The sequence below is a fragment of the Rhodococcus sp. 05-2255-1e genome, from assembly GCF_002259025.1.
GTDB classification, from domain to species: Bacteria; Actinomycetota; Actinomycetes; order Mycobacteriales; family Mycobacteriaceae; genus Rhodococcoides; species Rhodococcoides fascians.
Genome location: NZ_NOZE01000033.1, coordinates 279,594 through 293,968, shown reverse-complemented (window position 1 = coordinate 293,968; position 14,375 = coordinate 279,594). Strand labels below are relative to the sequence as shown.

Sequence of the window (14,375 nt, the reverse complement as noted above, 5' to 3'; positions counted from 1 at the left end):
GATCATCGACGTTCAGCCCGGTGCTCAGTTGCGAATCGGGAATAACACCAAAATCATGCATAACGTGATCATCGGCGCGGAGATAAACATATCGATAGGCAAAGACGTTCTTATTGCCGAGCAAGTCTCGATCCGCGATGGAAACCATGGGACACAAAGGGGGACGCCGATAACCAGACAAAAGGTAGACGCCGAGCCTATTACGATCCAAGATGATTGCTGGATAGCGCGAGGTTGCGCCATACTGAAAGGGTCGAGAATTGGTGCCGGCGCGGTAATTGGAGCAAATAGCGTAGTCATGAATGATATACCAGCATACGCCGTTGCCGTTGGCGCACCGGCTACCGTCAAGAAATTCCGCCACTAACCGAAATAAGGTACTGCGATGAAGATAACCCCCACAGCTGTGCGGAGAGTGGTGACCGACGGGCGGGCACTGACCAGAGCCCGCATGGGGCTGGATGACACAGATAGGACTAACCACCCGCCCCGTCAAGACCAGATACTGGTAAGCATGACCACGTTTCCGCCCCGCTTTCGGTCCGCAGAGTTGACAATCAAGACGCTACTGCGCCAAACAGTTAAGCCTGACGGCATCATAGTAAACTTGGCAAAGGATGAGACCACAGGGCCTCTTCCTCGGGAGCTCGAAGCGCTTAAGGAACGCGGTGTGACCTTTAAGCAGATTGAACAGAATTTGAAGAGTTACAATAAACTACTTCCGACGCTAACAGAGAATCAGCATTCAACGATCATAACCGCCGACGACGATGTCCTGTATCCGAAACACTGGCTTGAGCAACTCGTCATCTCTCATCGCCGGAACCCATACGCCATCTTGGGGCATCGCGGAACTACAATTCTTGGCAGTAGGAACGACCTTGCTCCGTACGCATCCTGGCCAAGGGCTGACACGTCAACACCATCCGAGAGAATCTTCCTAACGGGAAACGGCGGAATACTCTATCCTCCCTCGTCGCTGCCATCAGTCACACAAGACCACAACCTAATCAAAGCGCTCTGCCCGTCTGCCGATGACATATGGTTCAAAGCGATGCAGCTGCTCAACGGCACGCTCGCGATGAAGATTTCTAACACGTCTGGCGACTTCCCAGTTATAAGGCGCGCACAGAGCATATCTCTCCGAGCAGTAAACGTTGAACAGGGAGTAAACAATCAACTCTTCCGGAACGTTTTCGATCACTTCGAACTCTGGCCCGCTCTGCGTGCGCCATTCAAGACACATCAGTCCGGGGACGTCATTGAGGGCTACTCGTGAACACGACCTGCCACTGCGTTGCCAAAGACCCGAATGTGCTCTGCTAGCCAAGAATCAGATCTTCTACTTTTTGCTAGCGCCCTAGATGCTGAAATACCGGAATCGGGATTGCCGCATTGGCTACGAATCAAATCCGCGATTATGGCTGGGTCAGGACGAACGGTAAGTATTCCGTTAGCCGCACACCACGATTTCAAGCCTGAATCTTCTGAAACAATTAGATGCAAACCTGAAGCTGCTGCTTCGAGTATGCTGATCGGTACCCCTTCTCGCGCCTCAGGCCTAGATAGGCAAAGGAATAAATCTGCATTGCTGTAAGCCATTTTCGTGTCAGACAAATATCCAGTAAATTTGACACGACCCCCGAACTCCCTGGCTTTGGACTTGAGTTGATTCGCGAACGCACCTTCGCCGACGACGGTTAGCTTAAAATTATCGGGCAGGTAACCCAAGGCATCTATTGCCCTATCCACCCCTTTAGAGTACTCGAGACGGCTGACGACCACGAGCTGGATCTCACCCCCGCTGTCATATCTTGAGTATAAATTGGTTGCCCTTTCCGGACTGTCGTTCTGAAAAAACCGAGTGTGAACCGAGTTTTCAATAGTGGTCAACTTCTTAGGATCAACGCCGACCTTCAGCTCCAGCGAACTTCTGACGGATTCGGAAACACAAATCACCGTAGAAACATGTCGCGATGCCCTTCGGTAAAGCAGACCCAGTATCCATCCAGCTCCGCCACCGAGAAACTCCCCGTGTTCAGTCCACACCACCGGAGCAGTGCGGGACAGACTCCTAGACAGCAAAATTTGCTCACGCTTATACTGACAATGAAATACATCCGCATCGCGCACCTCGGCTGCCCGAAGGTACTCGGAACGCTCCGATCGGGCTGACTTTAGAGATCGGATTAGCGTACTTTTGGACCACTTCGGTCCGATTCGAGCTTCGGTTTTGGGGACCCCAATCGCCACCTCAGGCGGCAAACTTCCGACGATGCGGAACCTGGAGCCTTCGGCACCCATGCCTACGGCGAGCGCCTCCAGATACGTCTCCGCGCCACCACGGACGCCAGAACTGATGAAACTGGTGATCCTCACAGCGCACCCTTCATCGTGAATCGGTATTCACCGGTTTGAGCCACTGCGTACACGACCCTCGAAACTGCACCTACGATAAAGCAGGCTATGGCAAGCATCAAAACATGCTGTATGTCAAACGCATCGCCGCCCATCAGGAAGCGAACGGAAAAATACGCGGTGAGCGTCACCGCCATCATGTTTGTACCCGCACGGGATTCGATAAAACCGAGTATCGCCCCGATGACCCAGATAATTGCTAACGCTACTACAATTGAACCTGACAGAACTAAAACGTATCCCACGCCCGACAGAAAAATGCCGCCCTTTTGCCAGCCAAGCATTTTCAGGGTGAGTTCGTTTCCCAACCAGGCTTCCTTATCGGGATAGATACTCCTGGGAATCAAATTAACTACCCCCTTTAGCGGATCGAAAATAGACGATTCATAGTTCGCTTTTGCTGCTGCAATTGCCAGTCTAATGCCGTCGTAGCTGTCCAACCCGCTCAGCGCGATATAATTAAGCGGGTCACCAAGCACATCGTTCGCAACGCCCCAGACAGACTTGTCTTCATTTCGAATGCGTACGCCGCGCCAACTTGAGATGAATGCGCTCACCAGAGCAGTCGACACAGCGGCGAACAGTAGAACCGCTGTCCGTGTCTTTTCCGACCATCTTGACGTCGGGATTCCGTCTACCTGAATTGGGAAAACCGCGCCGACTACGATTCCAATGAAGACGAGAAGAATGGGGCTCCTAACATCGCCTGACACGAGTAGGCCCAATCCGACAAAACTCGCAACCAACCGCCAACGATCGCCGAAATGTCGATAGCTAAAGCCCATTGCTATAGCCAGTGGAAGACACCAACCAATCATGACGGTTACACCTGCCCCCTGAACCGTGCCCCGCTCCGCAACCGAACCAACTCCGACGAATCGAGAGACCACTGCACCTAACAGGCCGGCCACTAAAAAGACGCTATGCGTTAATCTCACTCTCTCCTTATTCTGCGCGAGGAAAGATTGGCCAAATCCGAAACTGGTCCGCATTTTAGACCCACCGATTTTGCCACCTACCATCGCGCCCGTAGCCGCCAGTAATACTGACGCAGACAAAATTAGTATCGGCGCGAGATTGCTATCCAAGTCGTAGGCACGCACAATTCCTGAGTTTGACAGCTTGGATCGAGTTTGACCACTTGTTTGGGTCAGTACAGGCACGACAACAATTGGTATTATCGAGAAACCAATAATTGCCGGCAGAATTGTGCTGCGATTTCTGTAATCAAATCGCTGGGCCCGCAGGTGGCGCAGTGACCAGGTTCCAACAACCATGGCCAAAACAAGAACTACCCAGGGCACCATAGAAACCAACTCAGCCCCGGTGACGATAACGAACAATAGCATAAATACCGTTAAAAGCGCCGATAAACTAATGACCAAGCTCTGTAAGCTGTGGTTCCCATACGCGGGATTGAGCCGTCTGACGTTACCTGACAATTTTATCTGCTCTTCACGCAGCTTAGAATTACTCGATCGCACTGCGTGCTCCTCTGCTCGATCTCCGGGCATCCGTTATTCGGATGTCAATGATAGAAAGTTCGGCCCGCATCCCGTCCATATCGCGCAGACCAGCTATTTGCGCATTCGTTGAGATCATTTGCTAGCCTTCTGCACTGTCCGTGGCTGGTGCCAATCTGTAGTTGAGCTCCCGGTATGCATCAATCCAAGTTCTTCTGCGTACTGCGAGCTGGCCCAATCGACCCGGTGCCCGCCATGCGCAGTCGTTTTGCAGCAATTCTCGGATGGCTTCCCGCAGGTGTGCTGGCGAGTTCTTCTCCACAATCAGCAACCCCTGTGTAACGTCACCTAATTCCGGGATACCCCCGGACTTCGTAGCCAGCACCGCGGCGGGACTGGCCATCGCCTCCAGTACCACAAGCGGGCATGGATCATCCCACGACGACGGAATAGCGACTATTCGGCAACTCGCCATTACTGACGGAATCGACGCTGGCGGCATTGGGCCGACAAATTCAACCTGTAGGCCATGCCGGTCGGCATAGGTTCTGCAAGCTAACTCGTATTCCGACGCGGTGTGGCTAAGAAAGGAACTCCCGCCCACCACCAACAATTTTGTCTCTGACAGTTCGTCAGCGGCGAGAGCCTGCAGCAAGACATGAAGTCCCTTTTGCGGAATAACGCGACCAACGTACAGAATGTCCCGAATTACGTTGGGTTCCAAGTCATATAACGCAGCATCCACAGAGTTTCTAACCGTAAAAATTCGTTGTTGATCTGTTTCAGATGCATTGGATCGTTTGATTAACTCACTACGGAGGTAGTCGCTGACGCAAACGACAGAATCATACTGCGCGAGCATCGAACGGATTACGTAACTAGGAGTTCCCGCCATGGTGACGTTATGTAGATACAAGATAAGCTGCGAATCAGGAAGGGTTCTTCGCAGTTCTCGGCCAACCCAGGGTCGGTTGTGAACATATACACGACTCGGTAGCTTGCCTGGACTCGTTAATTTCAGTTTGAATCCGTCTCGGTAACCCCGTAAGCGTAAAAAGATCAATATGACTCCGAGAATGGAACCCAGCTTACTGTCCCTGAATTTGCGGTATTCTATTTTTCCCTCACAGCCATAACCGTCATGTTTGAGATTCCGGTCCGCTATAAGTTCGGCTTGGTTACCACAGGAATGGCTGGCTTTGATCAACTCACGACACACCCGTAGTACGGCGGACCCGTTCGCTTCGATAATTCGGTCACCCCGCGGTAAAATATGCCATTCGTAATTCTGCCAACCTGCCGCGCCATACTGATGTGAAGTCACAGTGTTCCGCCCTACCCTCATTCGCACCTACTGCCGAATCAAACTTCGAAATTGCTCCTCAATCTTAGCGACATGCGTCGATAGAGAGAACCTTTTGCGTGCGTAATCTGCGAGGTTGGGCCATTCATGGTCTAGAACTTGATGAATTGCGTCAGATAGGGATTCTGGAGTTTCTTCTGTTGACAGGTATCCGTTCTCACCCTCAGTCACCGTCTCAAGGTATCCACCTTTCGGCACCGCAACCGATGGCGTTCCCTCCAAATTTGCTTCAGGTCCTGTAAGCCCAAAATCTTCGTCCCCGGTCAAAAGCACTGCCGAAGCTGCCCTGTAAAGCGAACGAAGTTGTCCATCCGAGACCCGACCCATACCGCGCAAGTCAGGGCTGTCACCTAGTGACTCAGTACCCGTTCCGGCAACTACGAGCGTTATTCCGGCCCGTCTCGCTGCGCGCACCGCTAACTCGACGTTTTTGTACCCCCGCGCTCGTGCGACGCATAGGAGGAAGTTGTCTGGCAACGTCCTCGACAGCGTTTCGTAGGATTCTCTAATTTCTCGCACCGGCGGGTTGATAACCTCTGAATTGATGCCATATGCTCGCCAAATCCGCGCCTGCGTAACCCGACTGTTCGCTACTACGTTGGTTCTGCTATCTTTTACCAACTTGTCGTATCGACGCAGATGCGGTGTCGATGCGGTAAGTGCAATTCTTTTTGCCCGCGTCAAACCCTGCTTGTACAGTGAAGATTCATAGAGCCAACGGGCTGGACTGTGAAAGTACACTACTTTTGGTCCGCAGAATTTGAACATGTGCGCGAAACCGGATGTGGATATTAATGCGATGTCTGCGTCACCTGGTATTACAAACCCCTTACTTAATACCGGAAGTAGTGGAAGTAGTGCATCGACGTGCGCCGCCGCGAATTGGCTCGTCAGCCTGACGTTAATTTGAGCCGACCTGAAGGTTCCGTATGTACGATCAGGTAAGTAAGCAAGCGTCGACACAGAAGCACGTGGCCACGCGTCAACCCATGACTGGACAACTCGCTCAGCCCCGCCAAACTGCACGAGATAGTCATGTGCGATCGCGACATTTGTGCCCTGTGTTCCCGACATATTAACCTCTTCCTACGGGAATTAGTGATTGTGCTTGGCGCCGCTTTCTAACCGTCCGAAGTACCAACACAATGCCTACGGACGTCGAGACAATCTGCGAAGCAGATGACACACTCGCGGCGTACTGAGCATTTATCTCCCCCCATTTTGAAATGTATGCGAAAAATAGAAATATCACGTTAGCCCCGAAGATTGAAGCGGCGGATAGTGGGTATCCTTGACCTGTAATGTAGGCAGCGAGAACGCTGCTGATTGACGTGAATACAGTGCCGATTAATAGAATCCTCAAGAGTTCTGCGGAATCTGAGAATTCCGATCCAAAAAGTAAAGAAACGATATACGACCCCGCCATGGATATAGCTACGGCACACACGCCCACCGCAGCGACACTCATGCCTAGCGTTTGACGTAGTTTAGACGTTCCGCGTTCGGTGGCGCTAGCCGAAAGCATGTTTCGGGAACTTACCGTTGCCGCAATCAGCGGTATTTCTGCCAAAGTTACGGCTACAGCATATAAGCCCAGTTCTCGACTTGAGATGGCGATTGGTAGCACTGCCTGATCGAGCCTATTACTCGCGGCCAGCGCTATCGTCGATAGTGCAGTAACTCCGGAAAACTTGGCGAACTTAGCTGTACTTATTGGACGTCCGAAATTCTTCTGCAATCCGGGCGTCGGAGTGACGAGTACTGAATATGCACAAATACCGGAAAGTAGGTATGCGGCAACGAATGGTGACAGCTGATCAACGGATCCTATTCCTAATCCCGCTATTGTCACGAGCCTGAGGCATGCCGATATCATGCGTTCCGCATCCAATACCCGCCAATTACTGACTGCTGCATGTTTCGCGCGCCGTACGCTCGCCAGTGCAGCAAATATGACAGATAGCCAGGCAAGCAAGACCAAACTAATTCCTATATTCTGCGCCTGGGCGATTCGTGTGGCGTAGATAGTTAGCACACAGTAGACTGAGATCGACGTGAATGCGACGCCGCGGTACGCCAATCTAGAAACGATCGCACGGTCGTATCGCTGCGCGATAAAGTAGACAACTGCCGTCGGGATTCCAATTGCTGCGAACGAATCGGCCAAAGTTAGTGGTTGAAGTATAGCCGCTAGTTGCCCGCGTCCGTCCGGCCCCAATGAATGAGCGAGTATTGGGCCGGTAACCAGTCCCACAACTGGGTTTAGACTGTAAGCAATTAAGCTTTTGGCATAGTTTCGGTACTCACTCAGTCGGCGTGTTTTGGGCATCTCTTCTCAAAGTCCGTCTAGAAGCGATCGGACTGCGGCCATTCGCGATTCCCACGAATGGTCGCGCGCAGATCGCTTACGACTCTCAATGGTGTCTGGATCTGCGACTTTCAAATTTGCAGCTACAGCATTCACAAATGGTGCCTCACCGGAGGTTAGTTGCACTTCCTCAGAGTGCTGCTGCAGACTTGGTAAAGGCGTCGCAACCACATGAAGTCCGGCTGCGAGGTACTCATATACCTTCAGCGGAAAAACACCTGCCGTATAGTCGTTCAGTGTGTACGGTATCAAGCCTACTGTGCAACGATTCATCTGCAGAGCCAGTTCCTGTTGGGTCAGTCGCCCGAGATACTTTACATTTGGATCCGCGAGTAGCTCGTCTATTCGGGAATCGCTAGTCCCATCGATATCTATCGGGCCCGCAATAACTAGGTCAATTCCACGCGCCACAACACCCCACAAGAGGTTTATATCGATTTTCTGGGGTGTCAGATTGCCTGCGAAAATTGCAATTTCTGAGCGCTCCAGTTCCGGTCTGTCGAATAACGTCACATCAGCAACATTTTCCCAGAGTTGTGGTTTTAGAGCGCCCATGGTAGCCAGATGCTGCAAGACACCCGAGCTGCTTGCAATAGAGTGGGAGGCGTGCCGCAATAATCGACGCTCAGCTGAGAGTAGCGTCCCTTCTGGAACTCTATCTAAGGTGTGCAAAAGATCAACACTGTGATAAACAGTCGAAGCTGTTTGTTGCTCTAAACCGTAAGTCATCGGACTGAATGTCCATAGGACTGCCTCCCTCATCTGCGGCACACGCCGATGCAGTTGTCGAAGCAATAGTTTCCGGTTGAGCATTCTGATTATACGGTACTTGTGAAAAGGTAATACCGTAGGGTTAATTACTGTCAAGTTGGGGGTCTCGACTTCAGTCGCGCGAATTTCTGACCCTGGTTTTGTTCGCTTGATTCGTGAAGTTAATGACTTGAGCGCACGGATTGCGTCAGCTCGATTTAAGCCCGGCGCACGTAGACCTAACGAGTTGACATAGTAGACTTTCCTGTCTGCAGCTAATTTGCTCGCAAGAAATTGCTTATTAGTCCAGACTGCGGCATCAAAATTGGCCGTAGAAAGTAGGAGGATCGCTCTAGGGGACCGACCAGTGAGGTCTCCATGAAGTTGTTCTTCCATCAATACGCACCGTCGCTGCGGGTTACTGCCTTAAGTGTCTTGGCAATGATCAGAAGGTCCCCCACCATCGACCAGTTCTCAACGTACGAAAGATCCAGTCGCACAGTCTCTTCCCACGACAAGTCGGATCGTCCACTGACCTGCCACAGCCCTGTTACCCCCGGCTTGACCAGCAAGCGACGACGAACGTCACCGTTATAGGTTTCCACCTCGCGGCGCAGTGGCGGCCTCGGACCAACGACGCTCATCTCGCGCCTGAGCACGTTGATGAACTGGGGAAGCTCATCGAGGCTGAAGCGGCGCAAGATCTTGCCGACCGGTGTTACCCGCGGATCGTTCCGCATCTTGAACAGCACTCCACCGGCACCCTCGTTCCGGTCGAGCAGATGCGCCACCTGCTGGTCCGCATCGATGGTCATGCTGCGGAACTTGATCATCGAGAACGGTTTGCCGTCGATGCCCATCCGCTCCGAGTTGTAGAACACCGGTCCACGACTGGTGAGCTTCACAGCAATCGCTACTGCAAGTAGCACCGGCGAGATCAACACCAGAACCAGTGCCGCGAACGTCAGATCGAAGGCGACCTTGCTGAATCGCGTCGCGCCGTTGTACTGAGGCTTCTCGACGTGGAGTAGCGGGAACCCTGCGACCGGCCGCATCACCAAGCGAGGGCCGGCCACGTCGACGACGCCGGGCGCGACCACAAGATCGACATTTTTCTTCTCCAGGTCCCAGATCATCTTGCGAATGCCCCTATGGCCGAGGTGTTCGGTGGCTGTCACCGCAACAGTGTCGGCACCGCACTCGTCGATCGCGGCGAGGACGTCTCGCTCACTACCGAGTACCGGGATGTCGGCACCTTCGACGTGAACGATTCCGTCACTCGGCACCTCGTAGCCGGGCATGCACATTCCTACCACCGCGTAGCCCGAGGACGGCGAACGCTCGAACGACTCGGCCATCGAGACCGCAGCTGAGCGGCTTCCGACGATCAGCACCGACGTCTTGTACTTGTCTTCGCTGCGGAGTCGAGTGACAACCTTTCGCCACAGCCAGCGACTGACGAGCAACGCCACCAATCCCACGGGAAGCGCGATGGCCAGGTATAGGCGGGCAAAGTCGATACGGAACAGAAGGGAGATGATCGCGATAACACCGAAGAGCCGGAAGGTGGCCGACACAATGCGGCGGTACTCCTCGGCACCGTCGCCGATCACCCGCGTCGACCGGGTTCGGAAGATGGCTAGAAACGCGAGCCACAGGCCGGCGAGTGCGGCTGATACACCCGTGTAGATCACAGAGTTCGTGAAGCCCGACATCTCGACCCCTCCGAACCGTACGAACTGGGCGAGGGCAACGGCCAGGACCACTGCCAACCCGTCGGTCACCCTAAGACGGGCGATGTACTGACGTTCCCACACATGCCGCGATGTCAGCTTGCGAGTCTTCAACTCCCCGGACCGCGAGGATCCCCAGAGTGAGCGTGGTGCCGCCCCGACAGATGCCACCTGCTCCCCTCCTTCTGCGCGTCTGCGACCACCCCCGGTGGACGCTGGTCTGACATCCGAACCAATCTGGAAAGCGACTGGTATCGAATTGAAATAGTCCCACGCTGCTATCAGTAGCACCACGCGAGCGGCGCAGATCACAGATAAATAACAGCGCCCGTTCGGTTTACCACACATACGCTGACTAGGCGAAACGGGTGACTGGGACTTCCAAGGTGTAACCGCCACGAGGTCCAAAAACGTTACACACGAGCACGATCGACGCACTTTGGTGACCACTCACAGTGTTCCGGGTTGTTTGTCGGGTGATTTACCCGCCAATTGGGGCCGAGACCGCTTTTAACAAACATCAACACTAGTCGATGAGTGCAAAGCAATACGTTCGCCTCGTGGTCGGTGTGCGTTAATGCGAATTACAGATACCTACAGACGCAACTGGCCGACAATTCATTCCATCGAATGAATTGTGCGATCGAATTGCCTGGTCGAGCTCAGGGACGACCTAAGCCTCGGTAGTTCCAACCCGCCACACGCCACTGCTCCGGGTCCAAGCAGTTGCGACCATCGATCAGCTTCTTGCTGCGCACCACGCCGTCCAGGTCGCTGGGCACCAGAGCCTTGAACTCTTGCCACTCCGTCAGCACCAGCACCACGTCTGCACCCTCGCAGGCCTCGAGAGCGGTGTTGTTATAGGTCAGCGTGGGGAACAGCGCCCGGGAGTTCTCCATGGCCTTCGGGTCGTACACGTTGACCGTTGCACCCTGGAGCTGGATCTGACCTGCCACGTTCAGAGCCGGTGAATCACGAACGTCGTCGGAGTCGGGCTTGAAGGCCGCGCCGAGCACAGCCACCCGGGCACCGAGTAGCGAGCCGCACGCCTCACGGGCCAACTCGACCATGCGGGTGCGTCGCCGCATGTTGATGTTGTCGACCTCACGGAGGAACGTCAGAGCCTGATCGGCACCGAGCTCGCCAGCCCTGGCCATGAACGCCCGGATGTCCTTCGGCAGACAGCCACCACCGAAGCCGATACCCGCGTTCAGGAACTTGCGGCCGATGCGCTCGTCGTGGCCGATCGCGTCGGCGAGGACGGTCACGTCTGCTCCGGCTGCCTCGCACACCTCGGCAATGGCATTGATGAACGAGATCTTGGTGGCCAGGAACGCATTGGCCGAGGCCTTGACCAGCTCGGCCGTGGCTAAGTCCGTCACCAGGAACGGAATCTGCTCGTCGAGCAGCTGGGCGTAGACCTCGCGGGCCAGCTCCTCCGCCCTGCCCGGCCGCTGGCGATCGACACCCAGCACCAGACGATCCGGGTGCAGAGTGTCTTTGACTGCGTAGCCCTCGCGAAGGAACTCAGGGTTCCAGGCGACCTCGACGCCGTCGCCGGCCGGGGCCAGTTCGCGGGCCATGTGGCCGAGCCGCTCGGCGGTGCCGACGGGAACGGTCGATTTACCGAAGATCACGGCGGGCTTGGTGAGCAACGGCGCGAGCGTCTCGATGACCGAGTCGACGAATTTCATGTCGGCCGCGAATTCCCCCTTCTTCTGGGGAGTGCCGACACCGAGGAAGTGAACCTCCGCGAAGTCCGCGGCTTCCTGGTAGGACGCAGTGAAGCGCAAGCGACCGGCCGCGATGTTGCGCTGCAGCACCTCTTCGAGACCGGGCTCCCAAAACGGAACCTCGCCGGCTTCGAGCTTCGCGAGCTTGGCCGGGTCCACGTCGACGCCCAGTACCTCGTGGCCGAGTTCGGCCATGCAGGCGGCGTGCGTGGCACCGAGGTAGCCGGTACCAAAGACTGTGATTCGCATGCTGTCCGTTCCCCGTCGGTCTTACTGATGCTTTACAAGCGAATAGTAGACACGGATCAGGCCCGCCGATACTCGAGCCGCGGGCTACCTCACTGAGCCCATCGCACTTGGTAACTGCGCCGGTGGTCTTGGCGTTGATGAGCAGTTCACCACTCAACTACCGGGTTTCGACGTGCGAGAAGTCGATTCGAACGCCTTCGTTCCGTGCAGACAAACGTTCACCTGACTGTCGAAACCGAGTAACCATGCTGCGGAACGTGACTTTGCAAAAAGAAGCGAGCGCATCAGAGATGGACCGCCACGTCGACTGCCACAGATCCGCGTGTCTTCGCTTACGAGTCCCGCAGGGCAATACTCCTCAACACAGGGATCAGCTGATGGCCGCGGTGCGTTCGACGCGGCGGTGTTCACGCTCGGCACGCACGGTGCGCGGCTTCAACTCGACCATCGCGCGTCCGTACATGTGAGCGAGATTGCGGCCCAAGTTCTCGAGCGATGCGTTGCGGGCGATCTGGCGGCTCGTCATCGACACATCCTCCCGATAGGCCGGGTCGGCGAAGAACCGTTCGACCGAGGAGGCAACGGCCTCGGATTCGGTGCCTGCAAGCGGATACCCGAGCGACTCCATGCTGGGGATGGTGCGGGCGAGCAACGGACACCCGGCATCCGCTGCCTCCAGCGTGGACAGTGGGCCACCCTCCCATGCAGCCGTGTGGAGGTAGAGGTCGGTGATCTCCAGCGCGTCCCAGACGTCGGCGGAAGGTAGCCATCCGGTGACTTCGACGCCGGCCTCTTCCAGTGCGAGCCGGCCGTCGTCGTCACCGTCGCCGATCCACATGAAACGAAAGCGTTCGGTGCCCAATTGCCTGGCCACGTCTGCGAAGAAGAACGGATCCTTCTGCGCCATGATTCGGCCGACCATCGTGATGATCGGCTTGGCACTGTTGCGATGCGCTTTGGTGAACGGAACAGGCAGCGCCACTGCGACGTTCTCGACAATTTCGGCGTGCATGGACGGCCTCAACGACAGCCCGATCGCGGCTTCTCGAGGTGAGACGGCCATCAACAGCTGCGGGCGCTGCGCGAGCGCCTTCTCGACCATTCTGTAGGTGACTGTGCGATAGGCAGCTTTTTTCGCCTCCATCACGTAGCAGTGCGGCGTGTAGACAATGCGCACGTTTTTGGGGAGAAACGCGCGAAGCACGCCGGCATAGCTCGAATGCAGGTGCACGATGTCGTAGTCACCCTGGTCGACAGCACGCAATGCTGCCTTGAAGAAATCGATCAGTCCACCTGAAACATACTCCACGTCAACATCTTCGGGCACCTCGACGGTCTCGTGCCCCGCCCGAAGTCGCAGGACCATCGAGTGCTCGAACTCCGGGGTTCCAAGGACGTAATTCACCATCGCGGTGCGCACACCACCACCGAACGCCTCGGAGACATGAAGAACTCGGAGTAGTCGAGCGGGCATGATGTCTCCTGCTGGCGGGAGTAGCTCTTTACTTGTTGAACGGTATCGTCGCATCATTACACCAATTGCGCGAGCGTAACGCAGAAATATATTGGAATCTTGATGTCTTTTACTCGCGGCATTCGAGTACTCGTTGCTTGTTTTCGGATGCTGTTGTCGGGCAGGGACACTCCTGCCCCACTGTCCGTTAAGGTGCAGAAGATGCCCACGAAAGGACAGCCATGACGAGGTCCCGGGAAAAGATCGTGTTCGACACCGAAACGACATCGGCCCGCGAGCAGATCGGCGAGCGTCTGTTCAATCTTCTGGTTACGCAGATCCCGTCGCACTGGATTCGACAGAACTGGTTGCGGGCGTTCGGAACTCGGATCGGCAGTAGCTCGTCGATCATGATGGGCACCCGGGTTCACGGCATCCGCAAACTCGTCATCGGAAGCAACTGCTCCATCGGCTTCCGTTGCCTACTCGACGCCCGGGGCGGCCTCACCATCGACAATGACGTGGTACTCGCCAGCGACGTTCATGTCGTCGGTGGCCACCACGACGTGCACTCCGACGACTTCAAAGCCCTGTGGTCACCTATCCACATCGAGCACCACGCGTGGGTTGCCAGTCGTGCGACCGTCACCGACGGAGTTCACATCGGCCCCGGTGCCGTGGTTGCTGCCTGCGCTTTGGTGCGAAATGACGTCGCTCCCATGGAGATAGTGGGCGGTGTACCCGCCGCGCACTTGGGTGTTCGCCGGTCCGAACTTCGCTACCACCCCGACTATCGGCCCCTTCTGTATTGAGGGCCGGGGACACGTGAGGCCAACCGGATGATT

The 14,375-nt window shown here is 55.4% G+C and carries 12 protein-coding genes; 3 read left to right on the top strand and 9 right to left on the bottom strand.

Translation table 11 applies throughout. The annotated features are described in order from the left end of the window. Window positions 1–55 precede the first annotated feature (55 nt). Both CH262_RS28470 and CH262_RS20365 read left to right on the top strand, forming a co-directional pair. The gene (locus CH262_RS28470; protein ID WP_094718296.1) at window positions 56–367 is read left to right on the top strand and encodes an acyltransferase; all 312 of its coding nucleotides are present in this window, start codon (window positions 56–58) and stop codon (window positions 365–367) included. 18 nt (window positions 368–385) lie between these two features. Then, a complete protein-coding gene (locus CH262_RS20365) occupies window positions 386–1,279 on the top strand; it encodes a glycosyltransferase family A protein (protein WP_094718295.1) in 894 nt (297 codons plus the stop codon). Here the strand turns inward: CH262_RS20365 and CH262_RS20360 are convergent. The 9 genes from CH262_RS20360 to CH262_RS20320 form a co-directional block, all read right to left on the bottom strand. After that, complete coding sequence (locus CH262_RS20360; protein ID WP_094718294.1) at window positions 1,270–2,379, bottom strand: glycosyltransferase family 4 protein; 1,110 nt, start codon at window positions 2,377–2,379, stop codon at window positions 1,270–1,272. The two genes, CH262_RS20365 and CH262_RS20360, sit on opposite strands and share 10 nt — an antisense overlap. After that, window positions 2,376–3,902 carry a hypothetical protein gene (locus CH262_RS20355; RefSeq protein ID WP_143547142.1) on the bottom strand — a complete coding sequence of 509 codons (1,527 nt, stop codon included), beginning with the start codon at window positions 3,900–3,902 and terminating at the stop codon, window positions 2,376–2,378. Before CH262_RS20355 ends, CH262_RS20360 begins: the two co-directional genes overlap by 4 nt. Window positions 3,903–4,023: 121 nt before the next feature. Further along, entirely contained in the window at window positions 4,024–5,205 is a 1,182-nt protein-coding gene (locus CH262_RS20350; RefSeq protein WP_179275062.1) for a glycosyltransferase family 4 protein, read from the bottom strand. Window positions 5,206–5,232: 27 nt separating this feature from the next. Beyond that, complete coding sequence (locus CH262_RS28465; protein ID WP_179275061.1) at window positions 5,233–6,012, bottom strand: glycosyltransferase; 780 nt, start codon at window positions 6,010–6,012, stop codon at window positions 5,233–5,235. Window positions 6,013–6,319: 307 nt separating this feature from the next. Further along, the gene (locus CH262_RS28460) at window positions 6,320–7,573 is read right to left on the bottom strand and encodes a lipopolysaccharide biosynthesis protein (RefSeq protein ID WP_094718290.1); all 1,254 of its coding nucleotides are present in this window, start codon (window positions 7,571–7,573) and stop codon (window positions 6,320–6,322) included. 6 nt (window positions 7,574–7,579) lie between these two features. Beyond that, on the bottom strand, window positions 7,580–8,758 hold the full coding sequence (locus tag CH262_RS20335) for a glycosyltransferase (RefSeq protein WP_094718289.1): 1,179 nt from the start codon (window positions 8,756–8,758) through the stop codon (window positions 7,580–7,582). Beyond that, window positions 8,758–10,266, bottom strand: a complete 1,509-nt coding sequence (locus tag CH262_RS20330) for a sugar transferase (RefSeq protein ID WP_094718288.1) — start codon at window positions 10,264–10,266, stop codon at window positions 8,758–8,760. The genes CH262_RS20335 and CH262_RS20330 overlap by 1 nt, the downstream gene beginning before the upstream one ends. A 491-nt stretch (window positions 10,267–10,757) precedes the next feature. Further along, a complete protein-coding gene (locus tag CH262_RS20325; RefSeq protein ID WP_094718287.1) occupies window positions 10,758–12,077 on the bottom strand; it encodes a UDP-glucose dehydrogenase family protein in 1,320 nt (439 codons plus the stop codon). A gap of 370 nt (window positions 12,078–12,447) precedes the next feature. Next, window positions 12,448–13,551 (bottom strand): glycosyltransferase, encoded by a 1,104-nt coding sequence (locus CH262_RS20320; protein ID WP_179275060.1) that lies wholly within the window; start codon window positions 13,549–13,551, stop codon window positions 12,448–12,450. Window positions 13,552–13,772: 221 nt separating this feature from the next. Between CH262_RS20320 and CH262_RS20315 the strand changes: the two genes are divergently transcribed. Further along, the gene (locus CH262_RS20315; RefSeq protein WP_094718285.1) at window positions 13,773–14,342 is read left to right on the top strand and encodes an acyltransferase; all 570 of its coding nucleotides are present in this window, start codon (window positions 13,773–13,775) and stop codon (window positions 14,340–14,342) included. Window positions 14,343–14,375: the final 33 nt, after the last annotated feature.